Below are 24,171 nucleotides of genomic sequence, written 5' to 3'. Positions count from 1 at the left end.
TCGGGAAGCCATACGGAGTTCAGCGCCAGCGATCACGGATTAAAGCAACAGTGCCCCGGCATGAACACTGGGGCACTGTTGTAATCATGATACTGACGAGAGAATGGAACCGCTTACTCTTTGTCGAGCATCTCCTCTTTCTTGCCCTTTTTGGGCGGAGGCTCGGCAGTTCCATCGGTGAAGCGCAGCTCCTTCTCCTTTTCGTCGAAGGTGATCTGAATCACGCTGCCTTCGGTGAAGCGGCCCTTGAGCATCTCCTCTGCGAGCGGATCCTCGACATATTTTTGCAAGGCGCGCTTGAGCGGCCTTGCGCCGTATTTCTGGTCGTAACCCTTCTCGACAAGGAACTCTTTGGCCTTCTCGTCGATCCGCACCTCGATGCCCATCTCCTTCAAGCGCTTGAAGAGCTTGCCAGCAGTGATGTCAATGATCTTGAAAATATCCAACTTTTCGAGCTGGTGGAACACGATCGTGTCGTCGATGCGGTTCAGGAACTCCGGATTGAACACGCGCTTCAGGGCGTCCTCGATGGTTGACTTCATCGCCTTGTAATCACCCGTCGCGTCCGAGGGAGCAGCAAAGCCCATGCCGCCACCGGAGCTGAAGCTCTTGATCTCCTTCGCGCCGATGTTCGAGGTCATGATGATGATCGTGTTGCGGAAATCGACCTTGCGGCCAAGCCCGTCGGTAAGCACACCCTCGTCGAGCACCTGGAGCAGGATGTTGAACACGTCGGGATGCGCCTTTTCGATCTCGTCGATCAGCACCACCGAGTAGGGTTTGCGGCGCACCTTTTCGGTGAGCTGGCCCCCCTCTTCGTAGCCGACGTATCCGGGAGGCGCTCCAACCAGGCGGCTCACCGAGAACTTCTCCATGTACTCGCTCATGTCGGCCCTGATGAGCGCATCCTCGCTGTCAAACAGATAACGGGTCAACGCCTTGGCCAGCTCGGTCTTGCCGACGCCGGTCGGGCCGAGGAAGATGAACGAACCGATGGGACGCGACGGATCCTTGAGGCCCGCGCGGGTGCGCTGGATCGCCTTGGTGATCTTTTTGATCGCCTCGTCCTGGCCGATCACCTCTTTCTTCAGCTCCGCCTCCATGGTGAGCAACTTCTTCGACTCGGACTGTGCCACCTTCGCCACAGGAATGCCCGTCATCATGGCGATCACCGAGGTGATGTCGTTTTCGGTCACGTCATAGACGCTCTCCATCGACTGCTCTTCCCAATCCTGCTTGGCGTGGTCAAGCGCTTCGAGCATGTTCTTCTCCTTGTCGCGCAGACGGGCGGCCTCCTCGAAGTTCTGCATCTTGACCACCTTGTTCTTCTCGCTCTTGATCTCCTCGATGGACTTCTCAAGTTCGAGAATCTCCTGCGGCACGTGAATATTGCTCAGGTGCACCCTTGCGCCAGCCTCGTCCATGACGTCGATGGCCTTGTCGGGCAGAAAGCGGTCGGTGATATAGCGCTCCGAGAGCTTGACGGCCTTCTCGATGGCGTCCTCCGAGTACTGCACGTGGTGGTGCGCTTCGTACTTGTTCTTGATGTTGTTCAGAATCTGGATGGTCTCCTCAACCGAGGTCGGCTCAACCATGATCTTCTGGAAGCGGCGGTCGAGCGCGCCATCCTTCTCGATGTACTGGCGGTACTCGTCGAGCGTGGTCGCGCCGATGCACTGCAACTCGCCGCGAGCGAGTGCGGGCTTGAAGATGTTGCTCGCGTCGAGCGAACCGGACGCGCCGCCCGCACCAATGATGGTGTGCAGCTCGTCAATGAAGAGAATCACGTCACGCGAACGCTCCAGCTCGTTCATAAGCGCCTTCATGCGCTCCTCGAACTGGCCGCGGTACTTGGTACCCGCCACGAGCGCCGCGAGGTCGAGCGCCACGACGCGCTTGTCGTAGAGCACGCGGGAAACCTTGCGCTGCACGATCTTGAGCGCCAGACCCTCGGCAATGGCGGTCTTGCCGACACCGGGTTCACCGATCAGCACCGGGTTGTTCTTCTTGCGGCGGCTGAGCACCTGCGCCACGCGCTCGATCTCCTTTTCGCGCCCGATGATCGGGTCGAGCTTGTCCTCCATCGCAAGGCGCGTGATGTCGCGCCCGAAGTTGTCAAGCACTGGCGTCTTGGTGCGCTCGCCGCGCTTCGGCTCGGACTTTTTGGACGGTCGTTCGGATGCACTGCCCGTGAAGTAAGAGCCCTCCATCGGAGGCTCGTCCGCTTCACCGCGCCCGGTCGTGATGCTGGCCAGCTCATCCCTCACCAGATCGTAGGTGACGCCGAACTGTTCGAGAATCTGAGAGGCGATGTTGTCATCACCCTTCAGGATCGACAGCAAGAGATGCTCGGTGCCGATAATGGTTGACTTGCAGATCTTGGCCTCCAGATAGGTGATCTTGAGCACCTTTTCAGCCTGCTTGGTCAGCGGCACATTGCCCATCTGCGTGGCCGGAACCTTGGGATGGGTGTTCTCCTCGATCTTCTGCTTCAGCTGGAAAAGATCGACTTTGAGGTTTTTGAGAATTTTGGCGCCGATACCCTCACCTTCCCGGATCAGTCCGAGCAGAAGATGTTCGGTGCCGATGTAGTTGTGCCCCAGACGCAGCGCCTCTTCGCGGCTGAGCCTGATCACGTCCTGAACTCTATTCGAGAAATTTCCTTCCATTTATGATCCTGTATCGCTAAAATTGACGGGAGGCTCCCTGAAATGCGCTGTAACTCTGGCTATGAAGTACGACCGAGAAGAACCGAGCTATTATCGCTACATTCAGTTAAATAACTATAATTAAGACGTCATCTCAAACCAATTCCTTCGATTAAAACAGTGGTGAGAAATTAATCGTTTCAGCCCGCATTGAGCACCATGACCGTCACCCATATTCTCCTCGATGACCAGAACCCCCTGCACCGCGAACTGCCGATTTATCGAAGCGGCAAGATCAACACCGTCAGGCTTTCCGACAAGAGCTACGAGGTCTACGATTCGTTGGCAATTTCCGGGCACGATTACAGCGCCCTTTTTCATTACGGCGTGATCGAGCAGCTCAACGACCTACCATTCATCTCCGAAGCGAACAACGGGCTCGACAGCTGGGACGAAGCGTTTCTGCCTTCGGGTGCGATCGGCAGAATGCTTGAAACTCTCGACGGCTGTATGGAACAGATCGGCGTGAAAAGCCCCGAAAAGGTGATGCTCGGCTGGCAGGACGATCCGGAACGCATCGCCTACTGGCGTGAAATCGATCCGGCAGAGGCGCTCGGTTTTCTCAGGGATTTCCGAAAGTTCGCCGCCAAAGCAGCGAAAGAGGGCTATGACCTCGAATTCATTCTGTAACGGCAACGGCTGGATAACTGCCAAACAGGGCAGACACGCAGGTCTGCCCCTACAATGCAATTGTCAATTGCCTCCCCTTGCCATTGCCAGCGGATCAGGATGCAGAAACTTGTATCCCAGTTTCTCGACGACCCTGTCACTGTTGACGATCTTGAAGTGGCTATCGCTGGCACCCTCTTCCGGCAACGCGGTCAGACCGTGACTCTCGGCGGCGGCGGCGTAGAGTTCACCGCGGGTCGGATGAAGCGGCGCGCAAGCGTTGAAGGTTTCGCCCCAGGTCTCCTGCCGGATAATTTCGGCGATGATATGCACGCAGTCATCCAGATGAATGAGGTTCACCGGCTGGGCGGGATTAGCGATCTCCGTCATGCGCTGTATAAACTCCGCAGGATTGCGGCCGGGACCAATCAGCCCGCCAAACCTCACCACTGTAGTGCTGAAAGAGGGCTCCGAGCGCAGCATCTCCTCGACATACATCAGCGCCCGCCCAGCGGGCGAGTCCGCCGCGTCGGGATCTGCGGCGTCAGATTCGACTACCTCGCCACCCGATGCGGGATAGACTGAGGTTGAGCTGACGAACAGCACATGCTTCACCGGCGAATCGGCAAGCGCGTCAATCAGCAGCGAAATCTGGCCAACATGGTACTCGACCACATCTTCACGCCGCTTGGGCGGAATGTTCACCACGAGGATGTCGCAGTCCAGAAACAAGGCAATATCACCCTCGATGCTCTCGTCGATGGCAATCCGGAATGGCTCGACACCGGCCTCTTTCATTTTGGTGATTTTCGCCTCGCTGGTAGTCGAACCCTTGACGGCATACCCCTCGCCAGCCAGAAAACGGGCCAGCGGCAAACCGAGCCACCCGCAACCGAGAATGCTGATGGGTTGTTTTTCAGACATAATGATGAATTTCAGAAGTTCAGAATCGCCCGTGACGGCGGCCAGGTTTCATGCCGGCTTTTTGTCTGGACAATGTATTCATTCCTCGTCAATTCTGAGCTATGCAGAATCCTTGTTGCCTCATTACCGTTGCTCAAGAAACGTTCCAAATGTGCATTGAAAAACGAACCCATCAAATTGTTGTGCTCCTGCAACTAGTGATAAAAAACGTCAAACCAGCAAAACGAATTTCAACTACGTCTATATTTCTATACATTAAAAATGTAGTTGTCGTTTTTCCCTCACCTATAAACTGAAGGATCATGAACACCCCTACCTTCGACAGCAGCACACTTGCGCTCTCACCAGAAACAATGCCATCTATGCACTGTGACACGTGGGATCCGGACAAACCGACAGCGCAGCCCGGCAAAATCTCCATGCACTGCGACACCTGGACGCCTGACGAACCGTCAAAACGCACCGGCAGGATCTCCATGCATTGCGATACCTGGGTACCCGAACCCGAAGAGGGAGACAAGTAATCATTCCGACACCTGCGGCAAGAAGCTGGAATAGCTTCTTGCCGCAGGCAACGTTTGGTTATGACAACGGTGCTTCAGCCATCACCTCTTTCCCGATCCACCACCCAGACAACAGCAAAAGGAGCGGACTCCGCAATGCCCGCATACGCCATTGAACAGAAGGGCGATGTAACCTTCCTTCAGCCGTCATCAGGCAAATTCTTCGTCGCGCTCGACAACCGCTGCGGCCGATGGCAGATGTTCGACGGCAATGCGTCCGAAGCGCAAAAAGCTGAAATCGCGACCAGCCTGAAAGAGTCACCAACCCCGGTTCCACCAGAGTCAGATGAGTTCTTGGAGGTGGTCATCTTCATCACCGACCGCTGCAATCTTGGGTGCGTCTATTGCAAATACGCCGACCTGACGCAGGTCTCGGATGTGCGCGGCACCGATGTCGGGAACATCTGCCGGACGCTCGGAGAGCTGATTGATGGCAAAAGGCGCATCGCCATCACCTTTCAGGGGGGCGAACCGCTGCTCATGCACCGCGAGATCGACCAGATCTGCGCCTTTCTGACCGGCAGCTTTCCGGAAATCGAGTTTTCGTTCGCCCTCCAGTCCAACGGCACCCTGCTGCATGACGCCATTCTGGAGACGCTGAAACAGTACGATATCACAGTCGGCATCACCATTGACGGCCCTGCAAGCCGGCACGACCTGGCGCGCCCGTTCAAAAACGGCGAAGGGAGCTTTACGACGATCACAAGCAATCTCGAACGGCTACAAAAAAGCAACGTGCGTTGTGGCGTGCTGTCGGTTATCCGCGATCCGGACGAACTGATGGCACTGTTCCGCTTCAACCGCGAGAAACTCGGGCTTAACTCTTTCTACCTCAAGCCACTGGAGTTCGCCGATTCCGGCGCGGAAAGCAGCGAGGAATTCTCCGCCTACTACGGCAAGCTGGCCGACCATCAACTCGAGCTGATGCGGGAACTGATCCGTATTCACACCACGCCGGGAAAACGGGTTCACGAACAGATGCTTAAAACCCTACTCGGCAAGATGTTCACTCCTTCGTTCTACAACGACGGCTGCATCAGAACGCCATCGTGCGGCAGCAACGAGCGCTACAAGAGCATCAATTGCGACGGCTCAGTGCAGTGGTGCGCCCATCTGAAAAATCAGCAGGATAAAGCGGTAAAGCAGGCCTCGAAAGATCGCTACGGCTTCTGCGCCAACTGTCCGGTCAGCTCGATTTGCCTGTCGTTCTGCCCCGCCGTGATCCCCGGCTACCGCCACGGCCAGCCTGAAGCCTGCTATCTGCCGCTGGCCAAGCGCTTCTGCGCATACCGCCGCCAGATGATGATGGGGCTGTTCGAGCTGATGCACGAAAACATGCAGGCCGTCACCGCCTGTTTCATGCAGGGCTGAATCCGCCATGAAGAGCGACCCTGAAAGGATGCGAACTGCCTTGCGCTCAACCGGCATGAAGGTTTGCGAAAAAACCCGTCAGGGCAGTGAACTGCCGTTTGTCACCACCATGCTCTTCGCTGGCGAAACTCCGGAGAGCGACTCCTTACCGCTGGTCTCCGGGCAAGGCATCACCGCCGAAGCCTCGCTTCTGAGTGCGTATGGTGAACTATTCGAGCGGCTCCAGAACAACTTCCTCCTCTCCGGCTACCGCCACGCTTGCGTATCGGAAGGGGGCTACGAGCGGCTGCCCGAGCGTTGCCGGAAGCGCCTCGACGAGCGCGGCGGACCGCTGGAGTTCTTCATCGCGCCGGATGAGGTGTGGGTGACAGCAGAGTCGTTCGTTTCCGGAGAACGCTCCGGTTCCGCCGACTTCATGCCTGGCGAACAGATGTCCGCCAGCGGTGCATGTGCCGGCGAGACGCTCCTGACGGTGCCATTCTACTCGGTGTTCGACGATTCGGCACGACTCTGCCCGATCGAGCGGATGCTCTTCACCAGCGGCAGCACGAGCTGCGCGGCCGGGCAGACACTCGAACAGGCCATCGCAAAAGCGCTGTTCGAGCTTTGCGAACGGCACGTGTTTCGCCGGATTTTCATGGATGAACCACCGCTGCCGCTCATCCCCCGCCAGCTTTTGCAAAACACTGAGGCCGCGCGGATCATCGAAGCCATCGAACAGCGCGGCACAAGCGTCACCCTTCTCGACAGCTCGCTCGGCAAGGGATTTCCGGTCGTCGCCGTGCTGCTCATCGACCGCCAGCGGCAGCGCTACAACTGCAACCTTGGCTCTGCCACGACGCTGCCGGAGGCAATAACCGGAGCATTGAAAGAGTTGTACGACGGCTGCGACGACTTCCACAGCCTACAGCTCTCCGGCCTCGGCGATCCGTTCGAGGCGGCGACCACCGAAGAGCGCCACAACCTGCGCTTTGGTAACTACTACGCAGCCAAGGCGTCAAGTACCGGCCTGTGGCCGAAATCGCTCTTCGCCAGCCGCGAGTCCGCACCGGAGCAACTCCGGAAAGTCTGGAGCGACGTCCTTGCCGCCCACCCGCTCGAAACCCTGCTCGAACGCTTCGCGAGCTGGACGCCAGCGCTCTACATCCGCGACGTTTCGTGGCTTGGCATTCCGTCGGTCTACTGCTACGCGCCCGGCCTGAGCGAGGTGAACTACGCCACGGGCCGCAATGAACTTGCCATGCTGCTTGAGCTACGAGCCGAAAGCGAACGCCTGCAAAGCCCCGGAGACGTGGAGATGAAACGGTTGCGGCGAATCATGGAGCTTCACCGAAGCCTGAAACGCATCGCCCTGCCAGCGCCACTCAGGCTGCTGAACGGCTTTGCGTGCCAGAACCTCCCTAGCAGCACCCGCCGGCGGGAAGCAACGCTGCTCGCCGCACTCGGCCAGGTTTTCGGCGACGAAACGCCACGAGATAGATCGATGCTGGATCGATGCATCAGTGACGGCAACCGGCTTTCGGATGAAGGCTTTTCAGACGAAACCGTCGACTTGCGACTGCGGCGACTCTACCCGGACAGTGTGGTCGATCTTGCCGCCAGATGCCAGCAAGCCCCGCTTTCCATCATCGAAGAGACGCTGCAAAAAATCGAACTTCCCGAAGATGAGGCGGCTTGCGATGACTGCTCGTTCCTGCGCACCGTTGCAACGACGAGGCAGCTTCAGCAACGCTACCGCGCAAATCTGCCCGATCAGCGCCATCTGGCTGAACTCTTCGCAACCGGGAAACAGGAGCAGCCATGACCATCGCCCTCAGCATCTTCCCCTGCTTTTCGGACAAAACGCTCCCGCTCGGTCTGGCCTGCATCAAAACCGTGCTCGACGATGAAGGCGCAGCCACCGAAGTGTTCGATTTCGACCTCCTGCTGAGCATCGAAGACCCGGCGCTTTACTACCAGCTCCATCGCCTCGGAGCCGATCCCGGCACTGCGCTCGACGACCGGATGATCAACTTCATCGGTTATCGTCCCGACCTCACCCTCACAGCGCTCTTCAGCCCGCCCGAAGAGGCGCGGAAACGGTTCGAGGCGGATGGGCTGGAAGAGCTTTTCGACCAGCTCAATGCGTTCCTCGAACACGCGGCCGCCCGCCTGCTCGCAACTGAACTGGAGCAGATATGGCTCTCTACCTACATCAGCAATCTATGGGTTTCGATGCTCGCCGCGCGGAAACTGCGTGAACGTTCGAAGGCGATAATCGTGTTCGGGGGCCCGGCGGTTTTTCCGGAAGAGGTACAGCGTTTCCTGCTCGGCAACAACTTGGCCGACAGGGTCGTCGTGGGCGAGGGAGAGCTAACTGCTCGAGAGCTGATTCGCGCAGACGGCAGGCCGGTGGCGGGCGCAGCGCAGATGGTCGATGGCGAGTTCCGGTACGAGCCGCACCGGGAGTGGCTGAAGCCCGAGAAGTTCCCGATGCCCGATTTCCGCGGTTTCCCGTTTGCCGACATGCCTTTCGACGCCTACCTCAACAGACGCTTTGAAGGGCTCCCCGTCTCCTTTTCGCGAGGCTGCGTCAACGGCTGTATCTATTGCTCGGAAAAGCAGATATGGAAGCGCTTCCGCCACCTCTCACCCGAAACCTCCGTTGAGCGGCTTGGGGCATACAAAAAGCGCTTCGGCATCAGCCTGTTCTACGTTTGCGACAGCCTTATCAACTTCAGCGAAGCATGGCTGTCGGAGTTCTGCGACCTGGTTGTGTCGAGCGATCTGCAACCGCTCTTCACCTTCGCCTTCTGCGACCTGAAGCACCTCCGCCCGGAACTGACCGCAAAGATGGCCGCGGCAGGATTCACGAGGATAACCTTCGGACTCGAAAGCGCGTCCGAAGCTGTGCTGACGAAAATGCACAAAAAGCTTGACCTCGACCTCGCCCGCGAGAACATCGTCGAAGCGTCGAGAAACGGCCTGTCGGTCCATGTCTCCACCATCATCAACTTTCCGGGCGAACAGACAGGCGACGCGCTCGACACGATCCGGTTTTTCCGACAGATCGACCGGAAGCTGGCTGATGACAATCTGCCCGCGACGCACCTGCCCCGACGAAGCCTCAGCAACCGCTTCCGGCTCGAACCCGCCTCGGCCATCTTCATGCACCCCGAGCGCTACGGCATCCGAATGGAACCGCTCGAAGCGCCATGGACGCAGCTCGGCAGGGAAACTGTCCGACTGGCCAAAAAGTGGTGCTCGTCCGACAGTCCGGAACAGCTGGAGTGGAATGCCTACCTGCTCTCCGGATTTTCAAAAAACCCCCGTCCTTGGCACCTGAGCGACGAGCAGTACCAGCGGCAGGCTGCCGCAATCTCGTCGCTCATCGACCCGCTAAAGCACCAGTTCACACTCTCACCGCATGTCGTTCTAAACCGCCCCGCTTCGGAAAACAGACTCGTCCTGCACGACTATCGAGAAGAATTCCAGCTCGATGACCGGCAATCCCAAGTCATCAGGCTGCTGGCCAAAGGCGAGACGCTACAGGAGATCGCAGGCAAAACAACAGACCGCGCCGACCAGGAATCGGCCGGTTCGGTCAGCAATTTCGTGCTGTTTCTTTATGTGAGAGGTATTGCACGGATCACCGGGAAGTGACCGGCTTGAGCGACTGATGATAGAGAACCAGCGACTTCATCTGCACCGATTCGAGCGGCAGGGGTTTCCCCTTCAGTGCGCCAACGATACAGGTATTGATCTGTTGAACCAGATTCGGATTCTTCCACGCATTTTCAACCCCCTTGCCCGATGGGTGGCAGCTCGCGCAGGTTTTGGCGCCGGTAGCGCCGCCAAGCGATGGATCGTTGAACAGTTTTTTGCCCAGCGCCACGGAGGGAGTTTCCGCCGCATGGGCAGTCAGACCCATAACCACCATAGCCGTGGCAAGCATCGCCGCTTTCAGTGACTTCATCATTTGAAATGCTCCTTGTTGATTATTGTTTCCAGGAAAAGCCTTTCACTAGGGGGCACTACTCCTGCCAATATAGCCAACAATACCGACGGGATGAAAACCGCACACCCGCTGAGGGGTAATTATCTGAAAAAGGCTTTACTTTGTCATCAAGTCCACTCCGTCTATTTGCACCCTGCAGAACCCCTCATTCCCCTTTCGCCTCAGCGATGAGCCGGTCGAGGCAGGCGCTGCACACGCAGGTTTCGTAGCGCTCGGCGAGGTAGTTTCTGACCGAATCGGGCACCACGCGCGTGGCGCACCAGCATGAGGTGGACATGCCGCAGGTGAATTGCTCGCCGCACATCGGACAAACGACAGTTTTCGGCGTGCCTTCGCCGGGATGATCGTTGTGTGTCATCTTCTCTGGATTGAATGGTTTACGATGTGAGCGTCTGCCGCAGCGCCTTTTGCCATCCCGCCAGCAGCGCGTCACGTTCCGCCTCTGGCATCGCAGGAGTGAAGACCCGCTCAACGCTGTTGAGCACGCGCAGTTCGTCAGTAGAGCTCCACACTCCGGCTTCGAGGCCCGCGAGGCAGGCCGCGCCGAGCGAGGTCGATTCGATGTTACGCGGGCGGTGCACCGGAACGCCGAGCAGGTTGGCCTGGAACTGCATCAGGAACTCGTTGCTCACCGCGCCTCCGTCGACCGTGAGCGACTGTGGCTGAATGCCGGTGTCGGTCACCATCGCGCGGAACACGTCGTGCGACTGGTAGGCGATCGACTCCAGCGCCGCGCGGACGATGTGCGCCCGCGACGAGCCGCGCGTCAGGCCGGTAATCGTACCCCGCACCTCCATGTTCCAGTGCGGCGCACCGAGGCCGACGAAGGCGGGCACGACGTAAACCCCGCCGTTTGATTCGACCGAACGGGCAATCGCTTCGGACTCGGCGGCGCTCCGGATGAGCTGCAAGCCATCGCGCAGCCACTGCATCACCGCTCCGCCGATGAACACCGACCCCTCCACCGCGTAGCAGCTCCGCCCCGCGCCGTCGAGCGCGAGGGTGGTCAACAGACCGTGGTTCGAACTCACGCACTTCTCACCCGTGTTCATCACCATGAAGCAGCCGGTGCCGTAGGTGTTCTTGACCGACCCCGGCGCGAAGCAGCACTGCCCGAAAAGCGCCGCCTGCTGGTCGCCTGCCACGCCCGCAATCGGCACGCCATCGAGCACCGGAATCGCCCGAACAGCGCCAAACCCGCCCATCGACGGCCGCACCTCCGGCAACATCGACTCCGGCACGCCGAACAGCTCACACAGCTCCGCATCCCACTGCCGCTCGTGGATATTGAAAAGCAGCGTCCGCGAAGCGTTGGTCAAATCGGTCGCGTGAACCTCTCCACCGGTCAGCTTCCAGATGAGCCACGTGTCGATGGTGCCAAAAAGGAGATTCGACGGATCGGTCTCCGGATGCGCATCGAGAATCCAGCGAATCTTCGTGGCGCTGAAGTAGGCGTCCACCGGCAACCCGGTCTTCGCGCGAATCGCCTCCTCCTCGCTTCGGTAGCGATGGCACAGCTCCGCCGTCCGTCGGCACTGCCAGACGATGGCACGGTGCACCGACTCTCCGTTCCGCCGATCCCACACTACGGTGGTCTCGCGCTGGTTGGTGATGCCGACCGCCTCGACCGGCTCGGAGCACGCGCCCCGCACCTCGGCCACGCACTCGACCACCGTTTGCCAAATCTCCTCCGGATCGTGCTCAACCCATCCCGCCTGCGGGTAGCATTGCGTCAGCTCTCGATACGCGCGGGCGAGCACGTTGCCCGAACGGTCGTAGATCATGCAGGTGGTGCCGGTCGTGCCCTGGTCGATGGAAAGAATGGCCATAGGATTTGCGAGGAAAGGTTCAACGTGCTGTTGAAAAACAAGATACCGATTAAAGGAAAAATTCCGATCCACGGACAATGCGGCAATTGCGCAAAGCGTCGCCAAATCTTACTTTCAAGGCGCGTCCAAACTATACTCCGACAAATCTCGACCATGCCGCAACCGACGACCGACATCGCCATCCAGACCGACCGGCTCACCCGCTCGTTCGGTTCGCTCGTAGCGGTCAAGGAGCTGAGTTTGACGGTGCGGTCGGGCGAGATTTTCGGGCTGCTGGGGCCAAACGGGGCTGGCAAGACGACGACCATCAAGATGCTCACCACCATGCTGCCGCCGTCGAGCGGCGCGGCGACCGTGGCCGGATGCAGCATCCACGGCGAGAGCATCGGCGTGCGCAAGCGCATCGGCTACGTGTCGCAAATGATTTCGGCGGACGGAGGGCTCACCGGCTTCGAGAACCTCCTGCTCTTCGCCCGCATCTACAACGTGCCGCGCCGCGAGCGCACGCAGCGTATCGACGAAGCGCTCGCCTTCATGGGTCTCACCGACGCGCGAGACAAGCTAGTGCGCACCTACTCCGGCGGCATGATCCGGCGGCTCGAAATCGCCCAGTCGATGCTCCACCGTCCGCGGGTGCTGTTCCTCGACGAGCCGACCATCGGCCTCGACCCCGCCGCCCGCCTCCAGGTCTGGAAACGGCTGAAGGAGCTGCGACACGCCTTTGGCACCACGATTCTGCTTACCACGCATGACATGGAGGAGGCCGAGGAGTTATGCCACCGGATCGCCATCATGAAGGAGGGAGTCATCGCCGCCGAAGGGTCAGCCGACGAGCTGAAGCGGCAGGCGGGAACCGACTCGATGGATCAGGTTTTCATTCACTTTGCAGGAGAGTTCAGTGACCACGCGACCAATTTCCGCGACATCGACCGCGCCCGCCGCACCGCGAAACGGCTGGGCTGAACGGTACAGCCCGGCGGAGTTCCTGCGCGGCACGGCGGCCATCGTGGCCACCGAGCTGGTCAAGCTGCGCCGCGACCCGTCGGAAATCCTGACCCGCTCGATCCAGCCCGCGCTCTGGCTGCTAGTGTTCGGCCAGGTCTTCGGGCGGCTCCACGCCGTGCCGACCGGCAAGCTCGACTATTTCAGCTTTCTCGCGCCGGGCATCCTGGCGCAGAGCGTGCTCTTCATCGCGATCTTTTTCGGCATCAGCGTGATCTGGGAGCGCGATCTCGGCATTCTGCAAAAGCTGCTCGCCAGCCCCTCACCGCGCGGGGCGCTGGTGCTCGGCAAGGCGGTGTCGGCGGGAATGCGCGCGCTGGCGCAGGGGGTGATCGTCTATCTGATGGCCGCCGCCATGAGCATCCGGCTCAACTGGTCGCCCTTGGCGCTTGGCGGCGTGATGCTCGCCGTCATGCTCGGCGCGGCGCTCTTTTCGACCTTCTCGCTCATGATCGCCTGCCTCGTCAAATCGCGCGAACGCTTCATGGGCATCGGCCAGGTCATGACCATGCCCCTCTTCTTCACCAGCAACGCCATCTACCCGATCTCGATTATGCCCACCTGGCTCAAAATCGTCGCCCACATCAACCCGCTCTCATACCAGGTTGACCTCCTCCGTGCGTTGATGGTAGTAGGCGGCACCAGCACCTTCGGCATCGGGATGGATATGCTGATATTGACCGGAATGCTCATCGCGCTGATCGTCGTGACATCGAAATTGTATCCGACGATTGTGCAGTGACACCCTTCACTCCCCCTGCTTTTCGGTGAGATACTTCCAGTACTTCGCAGGCATGTTGGACTTCTGGAGGCGGGGGTTTTTGCGTTCGGGGATGGCGATGGTTTTGAAAAAGGCTTGCCAGAGCTGCTGCACTTGTTGCTCCTCCGGGGAGAGTTCCGGGCGACTGAACTGTTCGAGAGTACCGAAGCTGAGCGCGTGGCCGTCCCAGTGGGCAGCGCTGTGGCGGCGGGCGTCGTAAATGAACCACTCCTGCGCGCGCAGGCGGCGGCTGAAGTGGCGGGCAAGGGGCTGGATGACGTTGTGGTCGGGCTCCATCCGCGCCAGCCAGCTGCCGTCGCGGAGCTGTTCGAAGCGCAGCAGCCCCTTCATGCGGTGCAGCTCGCGACTGGCCTTGCGGGCGATTGCAACGACCGCCTTGACGTCAGGATGCGTCAGATAGCCATTGACCCGGTCACCGTGCTCGAAGGCGAGCGCGATGTAGCGCAACAGACTCGTCTCCAGCTCGCTGGTTTCGGCCATCGTGAAGTACCACAGCGTCTGCACAGCGTCGGGCGCTCGCTGCCGGAGCCGCTGGAAAAGCGCTTCGGCAACGGCGGGATCGGTGCGCAGGAACAGCCCCTCCTCGAACAGCGTGTCCTGACGGACGGAAAGCACAGTCATTTCAGGATCATCGCCGCTTTCGAGAATCGCGCCAATGGCCGATACCAGTCCTTCAGGCGTTCCATCGTAGAGATACCTGTACATGGCAATCAGGCGAAAAGCCCAGGCAACACGAGCTGCCGCGGCTGTTTCTGCTCACTTCCGTCACCAAGCAGCAGCCGCTGGCGGAGGCGAGCGGGCTGCTGGTCGATCTTCTCGAACGGACGGCCCGAGCAGGTAATGAAATACTTTGCCCGCTTCATCACCACGCCGATCTTCTTCATCCCCTCGTGCGTGACGGGCGCGAAGCGGCGAGCGGCGATGATGCGCCTGGCCGAGGTGATGCCGATGCCGGGCACGCGGAGCAGGGTAGCGTAGTCGGCGCGGTTGATTTCGACCGGGAAGAACTCCGGATGGCGGAGCGCCCAGGCGGTTTTTGGATCGAACGATTCGTCGAGGTTCGGCGCGTCATCGGAGAGAATCTCCTCCGCCGAAAAGCCGTAAAAGCGCAAGAGCCAGTCAGCCTGGTAAAGGCGATGCTCGCGCAGGAGCGGCGGCGCGGAGAGCACCGGCAGGCGGTTGTCGTCGTTGACCGGCACGAAGGCCGAGTAATAGACGCGCTTGAGGTTCATCTTGCGGTACAACCCCTGCGAGAGCTGGAGGATCTGGAGGTCGGTTTCGGGACTCGCGCCGATAATCATCTGCGTGCTCTGCCCGGCGGGGCGAAGCGCGGAGCGTTGCTGCTTTTGGAGCGTTCGACGAGACTCACGCCAGCCTCCGCGCCGATAAGCTTCATAGGGGTCAGAATCGATTCCTTGCTCTTCTGCGGCGCAAGCCTGCGCAGTGACTCGTTCGAAGGCAGCTCGATGTTGACACTGATGCGGTCTGCGGCAAGCCCGGCGCGGCGGATCAGTTCTGGGCTGCTTCCCGGAATGACCTTGAGATGGATGTAGCCGCCGAAGCGCTCCTCGTTACGCAGCATTTCCGCCACGCGCACCATCTGTTCCATCGTATGGTCGGGGCTCACGTTGACCGCAGAGCTGAGGAACAGGCCCTCGATGTAGTTGCGGCGGTAGAAATCCATCGTCAGATCGACCACCTCACGCGCGGTGAACGAGGCGCGCGGCACGGGATTGGACGAACGGTTGACGCAGTAGGCGCAGTCGTAACGGCAGTCGTTGGAAAGCAGGATTTTCAGGAGCGAAATGCAGCGTCCGTCATCCGCCCACGAGTGGCAGATGCCCCCCTGCGAGGTGTTGCCCATTCCGCCGCGCGGCGTATCGGTGCTGGACCCGCTCGAAGCGCACGAAGCGTCGTATCGCGCAGCTCCCGAAAGGATGGTGATTTTTTCCTGAAGCTCCATAGATCGAATATATAAAGGAGGAGCAGAAAAGTGACAAGCAACGTGCAGGAGCAACCCTTGCGGTTGCCCTGAACTCTCCGCTATAACCGCCCAAGCTTCCCGGCACGCCGCAGCAGAAGCTCAACCGTCCGTTGCGCTCCGGTGACCACCCCCGGCAGAGACTGGCCGGGAAAGATCGAATCTCCGACGAGGAACAGATTGTCGTACTTCGTGGCCGGGCCGCGCACGCCGAAAAGCGAGGTCTGCGCGTAGCCGCCGACCAATCCATAGCGACGGCCCGTCCATGCCTCCCACGAATATGGCGTAGCGGCTGTAACCGATCGAATTGCACCACGAGCTTCCGGCAACTGCTCGTAAAGCAGCGCCAGCGCCTGCTCGGTGTACTCCCGCTTCAGCGCGTCATACGCCTCGCGCCCCTGCTGCAACGCCGCGAACCACCGCTCGGGCCTCGTGTGGGTTGAGACAGTCACCGCTCGCTGCCCCTCAGGCGCTCGCCCGGCGTCGCTCGCGGGGGAGGCCGAGACGAAGAGGCTGCGGCACTCGCCAAGCTCGCCCTCCGGCGCGACGATCTGGAGGTGGTCAGCTCCGGCGTGCTCGAAAAATGACGCATCGACGCCGAGGTAGAGCATGAATGCGCTCCAGCCGTTGGAGACCGGCGCTTCCCGCTCACCCGACCGACGAAAGTCATCGAGAATTTCGAGTGAATCAGGGGTAAGGTTGGCCACGATTGCATCGGTTGACAGAGCGTCGCCATCGGCGGTTTCAACGCCCAGCGCATCGCGGTTGATGGTGTCGAGCCGCGTCACCTTCTTGCCATACAGCACCGCCCCTCCATCGCGTTCGATGGAGTCGGCAAGCCGCCGGGCCACGGTGCCGATGCCGCCCTCGACACGCCATGTTCCGGCAACCGGCAGGTCAAGCGCAATCGCGGCGTTGAGTGCATTGGTGTAGCACGAGGTGGTCTGCGCGGAGATCAGAAGCTGGGCGTCGATGAAGCGCACAAAATCCGCATCGGAATCGAGTCCATACGAAGCGAGCCAGTCAAGTGCGGTGCGCTGCATGAAGGGCAGGAGAAAAACGGAGTCCGGCAGGCTAACAAATGCCCGAGCGGCAAGTGCGGCAATATCCGGCAAGCCTGAGGCCGGCCACGGCAGGGCGGCGGCGGACAAACGCCAGAGCGTGCGGGCAAGCCGGGCCTGTTCGCCCCAGAAAGCTTTCGAGCGAGGGAATCGGTCAATAATGTTATCGCGGGAGGAGAACAGATCAAGCCGCAGGCCACGGTGGCGGTACTGCCACGCCAGCGGCTCGGGATGCACTGGCCAGTCGATGCCGAGTTCGCGGCCAAGCCGGTCGAGCGGCCCACCGGAGTGGAATCCGCAGCCGACGGTCGCACCCGCATCGAACCGGTAGGCTCCGGACGAAAACGTCGCCGCACAGCCACCGGGATAGCGCTGCGCTTCGAGCACCACCACCTGCATACCCCTGCGGGCAAGCAGCGCTCCGGCGGCAAGCCCGCCGATTCCGGCACCGATGACGATGCAGTGCAGATCAGACAACTTCATGCGGGAAAAGCGGCGAAGATTAAAAGATTTCTCTCTTGATAATCGCCGTGACGGAAAGAGAATTCCCGTCAGCCTTCGTGCAGCATCAGATAGACTCGCGTTCGGAGTTGATCTGGCGGCGTTTCGGCAGGATTGTCGAGATAGATTTCATACGCCTCACCACTCAGCTCAAAGCCATTATCGTCAACCCACTTCATGAGCGCATCGTACACCCCTTCGATCTCGCCGTACGGGCCGATGTAGAGGCTGCTCGCGGCTTTGCCCGAGGGAGTCGAACCGGCAACAACGCGGCCTTTGCCTTCGACTTCGCCCTCGACAGGAAAGCCGAATTCGATTTCGAACGAACCGGTGCTCATGCCATAGTAGCGCGCGAAGGGCGGCCCCAACGGCGATTTGCCCTGGCCTGCAAGCAGTTGCAAAATCTCATGGTAACCGGTCTCAAACAGCGAACCGAGTTCGCTCATGGTGGTATGCGTGCGGATAAGCAGGGCTGGAACCGGTGCAAGTTCTTTCAGCTCGCACACGAACTGGCATTCAAAGTCCATAAATGATTTCCGGTTTTTGTTGAGAAAGGAACTCTTCCGGATACTGAAGGAGGGGAAAACTTGTCGGCGTAGCGGGATTTGAACCCACGACCCCTACCACCCCAAGGTAGTGCGCTACCAGGCTGCGCTATACGCCGATTAAGGACTGGATTATAAGAAGTTTCGGGAAATTACCATAATTATTTTTTTAACCGGAAAACTCCTCAATCCGCATCCAGACTGGCCTTGCTGCGAAAATGATGCTTCACGAACTCGATGGCTGGAATCATCAGCGATACGACGATAATGCCCACGATCATCAGTTTCAGGTTGGCCTTGATTACCGGCAGTTGTCCGAAAAAGTACCCGCCATAGCTGAAAATCCCGACCCAGAGCCATGCCCCCGCAATGCTGAACATGATGAATCTCGGATAAGGCAAGGCCCCGACGCCAGCCACAAATGGCATAAAGGTGCGGACAATGGGAATGAAACGCGCGATGATGATGGTCTTGCCTCCGTATTTTTCGAAAAAGCCGTGCGTTTTTTGCAGGTGCTCCGGGTTGAAAAAGGCCGACTTTTCGAAATGGAACACCTTCGGCCCGAGACTTCTGCCGATCCAGTAGTTGACCGTATCGCCCAAAAGCGCCGCCGCCGTGAAGATGACGAAGAGCCAGTGCGGGCTGAGCTGCGACATCGGAATCGCGGCGAGCGATCCGGCGGCGAAGAGCAGCGAGTCACCTGGCAGAAACGGAAAAACCACCAGACCGGTTTCGCAGAATACGATCAGAAAAAGGATTCCATAAAGCCACAGACCGTACTCTGAAGCGAGAAGCTGAAGATGCCCGTCAATGTGCAGAATAAAATCGGCAAGTTTCGAGAAAAGCTCCATGGAAGTAAAATCTATGGGAAGTATTTGTAAATAAGCGCATTACAACAGGATTTGTCTGATTGACGAAATCCGTGCAGCAAGCGATAATATACCGCTATAAAAGCAATGTCGAGCCTGAAGCAGACAGGTATCGCAATTGTCATGAGCCATAACCTGATGTTCATTCATAATTCAGCATTCTATATGGTATATTTCAGCTCAGTTTTTCGCAGAGCACGCAAACCACCATGCGAACCTATGAGCTACCTTACGTCATCGCGTTGCCGTCTCTTCTATGAGGATACGGCGGAGAACGATCCTTCGCAGCAAGAGAAACCGGCGATCCTTTTCGTCAACGGCTGGGCAATTTCGTCTCGGTACTGGAAGCCTGCCATCGAATTGCTCAGGCAGGATTTCCGCTGCATCACCTACGACCAGAGCGGCACGGGCAAAACCTCCATCGACGGGTGCCGTCCCGACCTGACGATTGGCGGATTCGCCGATGAGGCCGGTGCATTGATCGAGCATCTCGGGCTCGACAAAAGCCGCAATCTGCATATCGTCGGCCACTCGATGGGCGGCATGGTTGCCACTGAGCTTTGCCTCCGGTACAAGGATGCGCTGCTCTCATCGACCATTCTGGCCTGTGGCATTTTCGAGGAGACCCCCTTCACCTCGCTCGGCCTGATGTTCCTCGGCGGTCTGATCGACGTATCGATGAACTTCCGGAACATTTTTCAGGTCGAGCCGCTGCGCACACTCTTCATCAAGCGGGCGGCCACCGGGCACATCAGCAAGGAATACAGTGACATTATCATCGAGGATTTCACCACTTCGGACAAAGCGGCCACCAACGCGGTGGGCCATTTCTCAATCGATCCCGAAGCGCTGCGAACCTACACCAGGAGCGTCATCGAGATCGCCTCGCCGGTGCTTTGCTGCGTAGGCATGGCCGACCACACCATTCCCCCCGAAGGCACCGTCACGCTGTTCGAAAAGCGCAAGGCGTCAGCAACTTCACCGACAAGGCTCGTACAGTTCATGCACCTCGGCCACCTGCCGATGCTCGAAGATACGCCGCGTTTTGTCGACGAGCTGAAAAAACATTTTGATTTTGCACAACATTTTTATAAAAAGACTCAGCCCGCCGCGCCGCTGGCCGAACGGGTGCAGATTCAATGAAAGCACTCAACAGGGCAACTGCCACTGTTGAAAGCAGATGGTTATGATTTACTATCCTGAAACTTTGTTAACGTGAGTAAAAAAAGTGTCATGAAAGTTGCCGGTCTTATTCTTGTTGCCCTTCTCGGTACCGGCACGCTGTTCGGCATCGACCTTTTCAAAGGCCTTCCGAGTGTCGAAGAGCTTGAACATCCCAAGCCGGAGCTTGCCTCGCTGGTCTATTCGGAAGATGGCAAGCTTCTGCACAAGTTTTTCCTGAAAAACAGAACCTTTGTGCCGCTCAGGTCGATTTCGCGCTGGGCTCCGGCGGCGCTGATCGCCACCGAAGATGTGACGTTCTACCAGCATTGGGGCGTCGATCTGCGGCGTCTGGCCATCGCCTTCGGCGAAAATATCATCAAGGGACGCACCCGCTGGCAAGGGGCCAGCACCATCACGCAGCAGCTCGCCAAAAACCTTTTCCTGACCCAGGAGCGCACCCTGAGCCGCAAGGCCAAAGAGCTCGTCACGGCGGTTCAGCTCGAACGCACCTATACCAAAGACGAAATTCTCGCGCTCTACCTGAACACCGTCTACTTCGGATCCGGCGCTTACGGCATCGAGTCGGCGGCCCAGACCTATTTCGGAAAACCGGCCAGCCAGTTGACCATCCCCGAGAGCGCCACCCTGATCGCTACGCTGAAAAATCCGACGGCATACGATCCGTCCAAGTATCCATCCGCTTCGCTATCACGACGGAACCTGATCATCGGCCTGATGGAAAAAGAGGGCTTCATCACCCATGCCCAGACCGTCAAAGCCAAGGCCACACCGCTGCTGTTGCATTACACTCCGGTCAATCATCAAGGTCTTGCCCCCTATTTCACCGAATACCTCCGCCAGACCATCAAGACAGCCTCGATGCTCGAAGGCATCAACGTTTACAGCGACGGCCTGACCATCCAGACCACGCTTGACAGCCGGATGCAGCAATACGCGCAGCAGGCCATCGCCGCCCAGGCGGCATTCCTGCAGGGGCAGTTCGACAGAAGCTGGAGATGCCCCGAGTCTCTCAAGACACAGTTCATCAAGGAGAGCGATAGATTCAAGGAGATGGTTGGCGAAGAGGGCATTCCTGAAAATGTAGCGCTGGCCCGCCTGAGAGCCGATGCCACCTGGGTCAAGAATCTGCTGTATAACAAAACGAGGGTGCAGATGGCTCTCGTCGCCCTTGACCCGTCGAACGGCCATGTCAAAGCGTGGGTTGGCGGCACCAATTTCGGGCCAGACGACTACCGCTACCAGTTCGACCATGTCTGGCAGGCCAAGCGCCAGCCCGGCTCCGCCTTCAAGCCATTCGTGTATGCGGCGGCCATCGACAAGGGCATCCCGGCAAACTATCGGATTCTCGACCAGCCACTCGCGCTGAAAAGCGGCAATGGCGGCATGTGGGTAGCCCGCAACGCCGAAGGCGGCTCCGGCGGCATGACAACACTGCGTGACGCGCTGGCCTATTCGCTGAACCAGGTCACGGTCAGGCTGGCGTACGAGTTCCTCAGCCCGTCGGAAATCATCAGCTATGCCCGCCGCATGGGCATCAGCTCTCCCATGCAGCCCAACCTGTCGATCGCCCTCGGCACATCGGAAGTCTCGCCGCTCGAACTGGCCAGAGCATATACCACTTTTGCAAATAACGGCACCTGGTGCGACGTGCTTCCCGTAACCAAAGTGCTCGACAAGCACGGCCGGGTGATTGCCGAACACCAGCCAAGCAGCCATCTGGGACTCGACCCGGCGACCAACTACATCATGGTCACCATGCTCAAGGATGTAATTGACCGTGGCACGGGTATCGCCGCCAGGGCCAGATACGGCCTCGACATGGAGGTTGCCGGCAAAACCGGCACGACACAGAGCCATAGGGATGCCTGGTTCGCAGGGTTTACCCCCAAGCTCGTTGCGGTAGTCTGGGCAGGATTCGATGACGAACGGGTTCATTTCACCTCGATGGAGTATGGACAGGGCGCCAGAGCGGCACTACCTGCCTGGGCAAACTTCATGAAAAGTTGCTACGCCGATCCGGCGCTCAAGCTTGAAAAAACCTACTTCCCGATGCCCGACAACGTTATTGCCGTGCCGACTGCAGGCTCATCGAGCGAGCCGTCCGACGTGCTGAACCGTAACGTCTCTGTCGAATATTACACGCCGAAAGGCTACTCCCGCTACCACGCCGGCGACTTCAACAGCAATTCGACACCGGTCAACTCGGGCGCGATCGAGCTTCAGGACAGCACTGGCACGCAGAACATGCCAGCACCGGCACCAGCACCGCCACAACAGTTTTAACCAATACATTACCCGGTTTCAAGATTAACCATGGCAACATCCCTTCAATCGGTCATCGTGCTCGACTTCGGATCGCAGTACACCCAGCTCATCGCGCGGCGCATCCGCGAGATCGGCATCTACTCCGAAATCTTTCCCTACCACACGAAGGCCGACCTTATCAGGGAGCATCAGCCGAAAGCGATCATCCTCTCCGGCGGTCCGAACAGCGTGTACGACGAAAAGGCGTTCATGCCCGACCCGGAGGTGTTCAGCCTCGGCGTGCCGGTGCTCGGCATCTGCTACGGCCTGCAGGCTATTGCCAAGCACTTCGGCGGCAACGTCGAGAGTTCGCCGAAGCAGGAGTTCGGACGCGCCAAAATGCTGGTAAGTCATGACGAGAGAGAAAGTTTGCTGTTCCGCGACATTCCCGATTCGGATGTCTGGATGAGCCACGGCGACAAGGTAACGAAACTGCCCGACGGCTTCCGCATCACGGCCAGCACGGCCAACGCCGAAATGTGCGCCATCGAGAGCTTCGGCCAGAAGGCCGCGCTGAAAGTCTATGGCTTGCAGTTCCACCCCGAGGTGCAGCACTCGCTCTACGGCAAGCAGCTCCTCTCGAACTTTTTGATCGACATCGCGGGCATCATGCCGGACTGGTCGCCGAAAAGCTTCATCCAGCACCAGATCGAGGAGATTCGCAAAGTGGCGGGCAACTCGACCGTGGTGTGCGGCATCAGCGGCGGCGTCGATTCAACCGTGGCCGCCGTGCTGGTCAGCAAAGCGATTGGCGAAAAGCTGCACTGCGTTTTCGTTGACAACGGCCTGCTCCGCAAGGAAGAAGCCGTCAAGGTGATGGAGTTCCTCAAGCCGCTCGGTCTGAACATCTCGCTCGCCGACGCCTCCGATCTTTTCCTTGGACGACTCAAGGGCGTAGCCTCGCCGGAGAAGAAGCGCAAGATCATCGGGCGCACCTTCATCCAGGTGTTCGAAGAGAATATCCATGACGAGAAGTTCCTCGTGCAGGGCACGCTCTATCCGGACGTCATCGAGAGCGTCAGCGTCAAGGGGCCATCGGAAACGATCAAGTCGCACCACAACGTCGGCGGCCTGCCGAAGCGCATGAAGCTCAAGCTGATCGAGCCGCTGCGCGAGCTGTTCAAGGACGAAGTCCGCGCCGTCGGACGCGAGCTTGGCATCGCCGAGGACATTCTGATGCGCCACCCCTTCCCCGGCCCCGGCCTCGCCGTGCGCGTGCTCGGCTCGTTGACCAGGGAACGCCTCGACATACTGCGCGACGCCGACCAGATTTTCATCGACGAACTGAAGGAGAGCGGCCTCTACTCAAAAGTGTGGCAAGCCTTCTCGGTGCTCCTGCCGGTGCAGTCGGTGGGCGTGATGGGCGACAAACGCACCTACGAAAACGTGCTGGCATTGCGAGCCGTAGAATCCACCGACGGCATGACCGCCGACTGGGCGCACTTGCCGCACGACTTCCTCGCCAAAGTCTCGAATCGCATCATCAACGAAGTAAGAGGCATCAACCGCGTGGCGTACGATATTTCGTCCAAGCCCCCGGCGACGATTGAGTGGGAGTGAGAAGGAAAAAGATTGTTAGATATGAAAAAACCCCGTCGATTTCGGCGGGGTTTTTGGTTGGAAAGAAAACGAATTGGAGGACGATAGCCAAGTTAAAACTAAACTCTGCAACGCTTTATTGGGCATTAGGTTAACCGTTGGGTAAAGTTGTTATAGGCGCTACCGGCTACCGTTCTAGTTCCGCTAAATATTCTTGGTACTGAGGAGTTTTCTGATACAGGTATCCTGAGACTTCCTCTGTATTTCGCTCTGTTCTTTCAAGCAACTCCACAAGTCTCTCCAAATTTTCATTCACTGATTCGTGTATGTAGTACTGCTCACGAAGGCGATCGGATATTTCCCAGCATATTGCAAATATAGCCGCAAGAAAAATGAGAACAT

19 protein-coding genes, 1 tRNA gene and 1 pseudogene are annotated in these 24,171 nt (G+C 58.8%); 10 read left to right on the top strand and 11 right to left on the bottom strand.

Translation table 11 applies throughout. From position 1 onward, the window contains the following. Positions 1-113: 113 nt before the first annotated feature. A complete protein-coding gene (locus NY406_RS00635; protein ID WP_260534650.1) occupies positions 114-2,669 on the bottom strand; it encodes an ATP-dependent Clp protease ATP-binding subunit in 2,556 nt (851 codons plus the stop codon). A gap of 198 nt (positions 2,670-2,867) precedes the next feature. Between NY406_RS00635 and NY406_RS00630 the strand changes: the two genes are divergently transcribed. Next, positions 2,868-3,338: a hypothetical protein gene (locus tag NY406_RS00630; RefSeq protein WP_260534648.1), complete on the top strand. Its 471-nt coding sequence runs from the start codon at positions 2,868-2,870 to the stop codon at positions 3,336-3,338. A gap of 63 nt (positions 3,339-3,401) precedes the next feature. On the opposite strand, the gene NY406_RS00625 is transcribed toward NY406_RS00630, so the two are convergent. Beyond that, positions 3,402-4,241, bottom strand: coding sequence for an SDR family oxidoreductase (locus NY406_RS00625; protein ID WP_260534646.1), 840 nt, complete (start codon positions 4,239-4,241; stop codon positions 3,402-3,404). 302 nt (positions 4,242-4,543) lie between these two features. On the opposite strand from NY406_RS00625, the gene NY406_RS00620 reads away from it, so the two are divergent. Genes NY406_RS00620 through NY406_RS00605 form a run of 4 tightly spaced genes read left to right on the top strand, consistent with a single transcriptional unit; the run spans position 4,544 to position 9,817 of the window. Then, positions 4,544-4,765 (top strand): hypothetical protein, encoded by a 222-nt coding sequence (locus NY406_RS00620; RefSeq protein ID WP_260534644.1) that lies wholly within the window; start codon positions 4,544-4,546, stop codon positions 4,763-4,765. A gap of 60 nt (positions 4,766-4,825) precedes the next feature. Next, a complete protein-coding gene (locus NY406_RS00615) occupies positions 4,826-6,175 on the top strand; it encodes a radical SAM protein (protein WP_260534642.1) in 1,350 nt (449 codons plus the stop codon). A gap of 7 nt (positions 6,176-6,182) precedes the next feature. Continuing rightward, positions 6,183-7,979 (top strand): YcaO-like family protein, encoded by a 1,797-nt coding sequence (locus tag NY406_RS00610; RefSeq protein WP_260534640.1) that lies wholly within the window; start codon positions 6,183-6,185, stop codon positions 7,977-7,979. Then, on the top strand, positions 7,976-9,817 hold the full coding sequence (locus NY406_RS00605; RefSeq protein WP_260534638.1) for a B12-binding domain-containing radical SAM protein: 1,842 nt from the start codon (positions 7,976-7,978) through the stop codon (positions 9,815-9,817). Before NY406_RS00610 ends, NY406_RS00605 begins: the two co-directional genes overlap by 4 nt. On the opposite strand, the gene NY406_RS00600 is transcribed toward NY406_RS00605, so the two are convergent. The 3 genes from NY406_RS00600 to glpK all read right to left on the bottom strand — a co-directional run bounded on the left by NY406_RS00600 (position 9,804) and on the right by glpK (position 12,001). Continuing rightward, positions 9,804-10,133, bottom strand: coding sequence for a cytochrome-c peroxidase (locus NY406_RS00600; RefSeq protein WP_260534636.1), 330 nt, complete (start codon positions 10,131-10,133; stop codon positions 9,804-9,806). The genes NY406_RS00605 and NY406_RS00600 overlap by 14 nt on opposite strands. Positions 10,134-10,317: 184 nt before the next feature. Then, positions 10,318-10,530: a cysteine-rich CWC family protein gene (locus NY406_RS00595; protein WP_260534634.1), complete on the bottom strand. Its 213-nt coding sequence runs from the start codon at positions 10,528-10,530 to the stop codon at positions 10,318-10,320. 19 nt (positions 10,531-10,549) lie between these two features. Continuing rightward, on the bottom strand, positions 10,550-12,001 hold the full coding sequence (glpK, locus tag NY406_RS00590; RefSeq protein WP_260534632.1) for a glycerol kinase GlpK: 1,452 nt from the start codon (positions 11,999-12,001) through the stop codon (positions 10,550-10,552). Positions 12,002-12,154: 153 nt separating this feature from the next. Here glpK and NY406_RS00585 point away from each other — a divergent pair, with 153 nt between their 5' ends. Together NY406_RS00585 and NY406_RS00580 are read left to right on the top strand one after the other, a co-directional pair. Beyond that, positions 12,155-12,964: an ATP-binding cassette domain-containing protein gene (locus NY406_RS00585; RefSeq protein ID WP_260534630.1), complete on the top strand. Its 810-nt coding sequence runs from the start codon at positions 12,155-12,157 to the stop codon at positions 12,962-12,964. Continuing rightward, positions 12,900-13,745: an ABC transporter permease gene (locus NY406_RS00580; RefSeq protein ID WP_260534628.1), complete on the top strand. Its 846-nt coding sequence runs from the start codon at positions 12,900-12,902 to the stop codon at positions 13,743-13,745. The genes NY406_RS00585 and NY406_RS00580 overlap by 65 nt, the downstream gene beginning before the upstream one ends. A gap of 6 nt (positions 13,746-13,751) precedes the next feature. On the opposite strand, the gene NY406_RS00575 is transcribed toward NY406_RS00580, so the two are convergent. The 6 genes and pseudogenes from NY406_RS00575 to NY406_RS00550 all read right to left on the bottom strand — a co-directional run bounded on the left by NY406_RS00575 (position 13,752) and on the right by NY406_RS00550 (position 18,723). Next, on the bottom strand, positions 13,752-14,489 hold the full coding sequence (locus NY406_RS00575) for a TIGR03915 family putative DNA repair protein (protein WP_260534626.1): 738 nt from the start codon (positions 14,487-14,489) through the stop codon (positions 13,752-13,754). A 5-nt stretch (positions 14,490-14,494) separates the two neighbouring features. Beyond that, positions 14,495-15,747 (bottom strand): annotated as a pseudogene (locus NY406_RS00570) (putative DNA modification/repair radical SAM protein). A gap of 80 nt (positions 15,748-15,827) precedes the next feature. Next, entirely contained in the window at positions 15,828-17,309 is a 1,482-nt protein-coding gene (locus NY406_RS00565) for a phytoene desaturase family protein (RefSeq protein ID WP_260534624.1), read from the bottom strand. 68 nt (positions 17,310-17,377) lie between these two features. Continuing rightward, positions 17,378-17,854 carry a GyrI-like domain-containing protein gene (locus tag NY406_RS00560; protein ID WP_260534622.1) on the bottom strand — a complete coding sequence of 159 codons (477 nt, stop codon included), beginning with the start codon at positions 17,852-17,854 and terminating at the stop codon, positions 17,378-17,380. Between the two features lie 63 nt (positions 17,855-17,917). Then, positions 17,918-17,991: transfer RNA gene (locus tag NY406_RS00555), tRNA-Pro, on the bottom strand. A 66-nt stretch (positions 17,992-18,057) separates the two neighbouring features. Then, complete coding sequence (locus tag NY406_RS00550; protein ID WP_260534620.1) at positions 18,058-18,723, bottom strand: DedA family protein; 666 nt, start codon at positions 18,721-18,723, stop codon at positions 18,058-18,060. Positions 18,724-18,960: 237 nt separating this feature from the next. Between NY406_RS00550 and NY406_RS00545 the strand changes: the two genes are divergently transcribed. The 3 genes from NY406_RS00545 to guaA all read left to right on the top strand — a co-directional run bounded on the left by NY406_RS00545 (position 18,961) and on the right by guaA (position 23,790). Then, a complete protein-coding gene (locus tag NY406_RS00545; protein WP_260534618.1) occupies positions 18,961-19,884 on the top strand; it encodes an alpha/beta fold hydrolase in 924 nt (307 codons plus the stop codon). A 90-nt stretch (positions 19,885-19,974) separates the two neighbouring features. After that, positions 19,975-22,209, top strand: coding sequence for a penicillin-binding protein 1A (locus NY406_RS00540; RefSeq protein ID WP_260534616.1), 2,235 nt, complete (start codon positions 19,975-19,977; stop codon positions 22,207-22,209). A 30-nt stretch (positions 22,210-22,239) separates the two neighbouring features. After that, positions 22,240-23,790, top strand: a complete 1,551-nt coding sequence (gene guaA, locus NY406_RS00535; RefSeq protein WP_260534614.1) for a glutamine-hydrolyzing GMP synthase — start codon at positions 22,240-22,242, stop codon at positions 23,788-23,790. The last annotated feature ends 381 nt before the right edge of the window (positions 23,791-24,171 follow it).

Origin of the sequence: Chlorobaculum sp. MV4-Y (assembly GCF_025244685.1) — a bacterium.
GTDB lineage: Bacteria > Bacteroidota > Chlorobiia > Chlorobiales > Chlorobiaceae > Chlorobaculum.
This window is presented reverse-complemented; position numbering and strand designations above follow the sequence as displayed.

Excerpts from the sequence above, each read along its gene's own strand:
- NY406_RS00635 (WP_260534650.1), bottom strand. The coding sequence starts at position 2,669 with ATGGAAGGAAATTTCTCGAATAGAGTTCAGGACGTGATCAGGCTCAGC.
- NY406_RS00620 (WP_260534644.1), top strand. The coding sequence starts at position 4,544 with ATGAACACCCCTACCTTCGACAGCAGCACACTTGCGCTCTCACCAGAA.
- NY406_RS00575 (WP_260534626.1), bottom strand. The coding sequence starts at position 14,489 with ATGTACAGGTATCTCTACGATGGAACGCCTGAAGGACTGGTATCGGCC.
- NY406_RS00565 (WP_260534624.1), bottom strand. The coding sequence starts at position 17,309 with ATGAAGTTGTCTGATCTGCACTGCATCGTCATCGGTGCCGGAATCGGC.
- NY406_RS00605 (WP_260534638.1), top strand. The coding sequence starts at position 7,976 with ATGACCATCGCCCTCAGCATCTTCCCCTGCTTTTCGGACAAAACGCTC.
- NY406_RS00560 (WP_260534622.1), bottom strand. The coding sequence starts at position 17,854 with ATGGACTTTGAATGCCAGTTCGTGTGCGAGCTGAAAGAACTTGCACCG.
- NY406_RS00630 (WP_260534648.1), top strand. The coding sequence starts at position 2,868 with ATGACCGTCACCCATATTCTCCTCGATGACCAGAACCCCCTGCACCGC.
- NY406_RS00610 (WP_260534640.1), top strand. The coding sequence starts at position 6,183 with ATGAAGAGCGACCCTGAAAGGATGCGAACTGCCTTGCGCTCAACCGGC.
- NY406_RS00595 (WP_260534634.1), bottom strand. The coding sequence starts at position 10,530 with ATGACACACAACGATCATCCCGGCGAAGGCACGCCGAAAACTGTCGTT.
- NY406_RS00545 (WP_260534618.1), top strand. The coding sequence starts at position 18,961 with ATGAGCTACCTTACGTCATCGCGTTGCCGTCTCTTCTATGAGGATACG.
- NY406_RS00625 (WP_260534646.1), bottom strand. The coding sequence starts at position 4,241 with ATGTCTGAAAAACAACCCATCAGCATTCTCGGTTGCGGGTGGCTCGGT.
- guaA (WP_260534614.1), top strand. The coding sequence starts at position 22,240 with ATGGCAACATCCCTTCAATCGGTCATCGTGCTCGACTTCGGATCGCAG.
- NY406_RS00585 (WP_260534630.1), top strand. The coding sequence starts at position 12,155 with ATGCCGCAACCGACGACCGACATCGCCATCCAGACCGACCGGCTCACC.
- glpK (WP_260534632.1), bottom strand. The coding sequence starts at position 12,001 with ATGGCCATTCTTTCCATCGACCAGGGCACGACCGGCACCACCTGCATG.
- NY406_RS00540 (WP_260534616.1), top strand. The coding sequence starts at position 19,975 with ATGAAAGTTGCCGGTCTTATTCTTGTTGCCCTTCTCGGTACCGGCACG.
- NY406_RS00615 (WP_260534642.1), top strand. The coding sequence starts at position 4,826 with ATGACAACGGTGCTTCAGCCATCACCTCTTTCCCGATCCACCACCCAG.
- NY406_RS00550 (WP_260534620.1), bottom strand. The coding sequence starts at position 18,723 with ATGGAGCTTTTCTCGAAACTTGCCGATTTTATTCTGCACATTGACGGG.
- NY406_RS00600 (WP_260534636.1), bottom strand. The coding sequence starts at position 10,133 with ATGATGAAGTCACTGAAAGCGGCGATGCTTGCCACGGCTATGGTGGTT.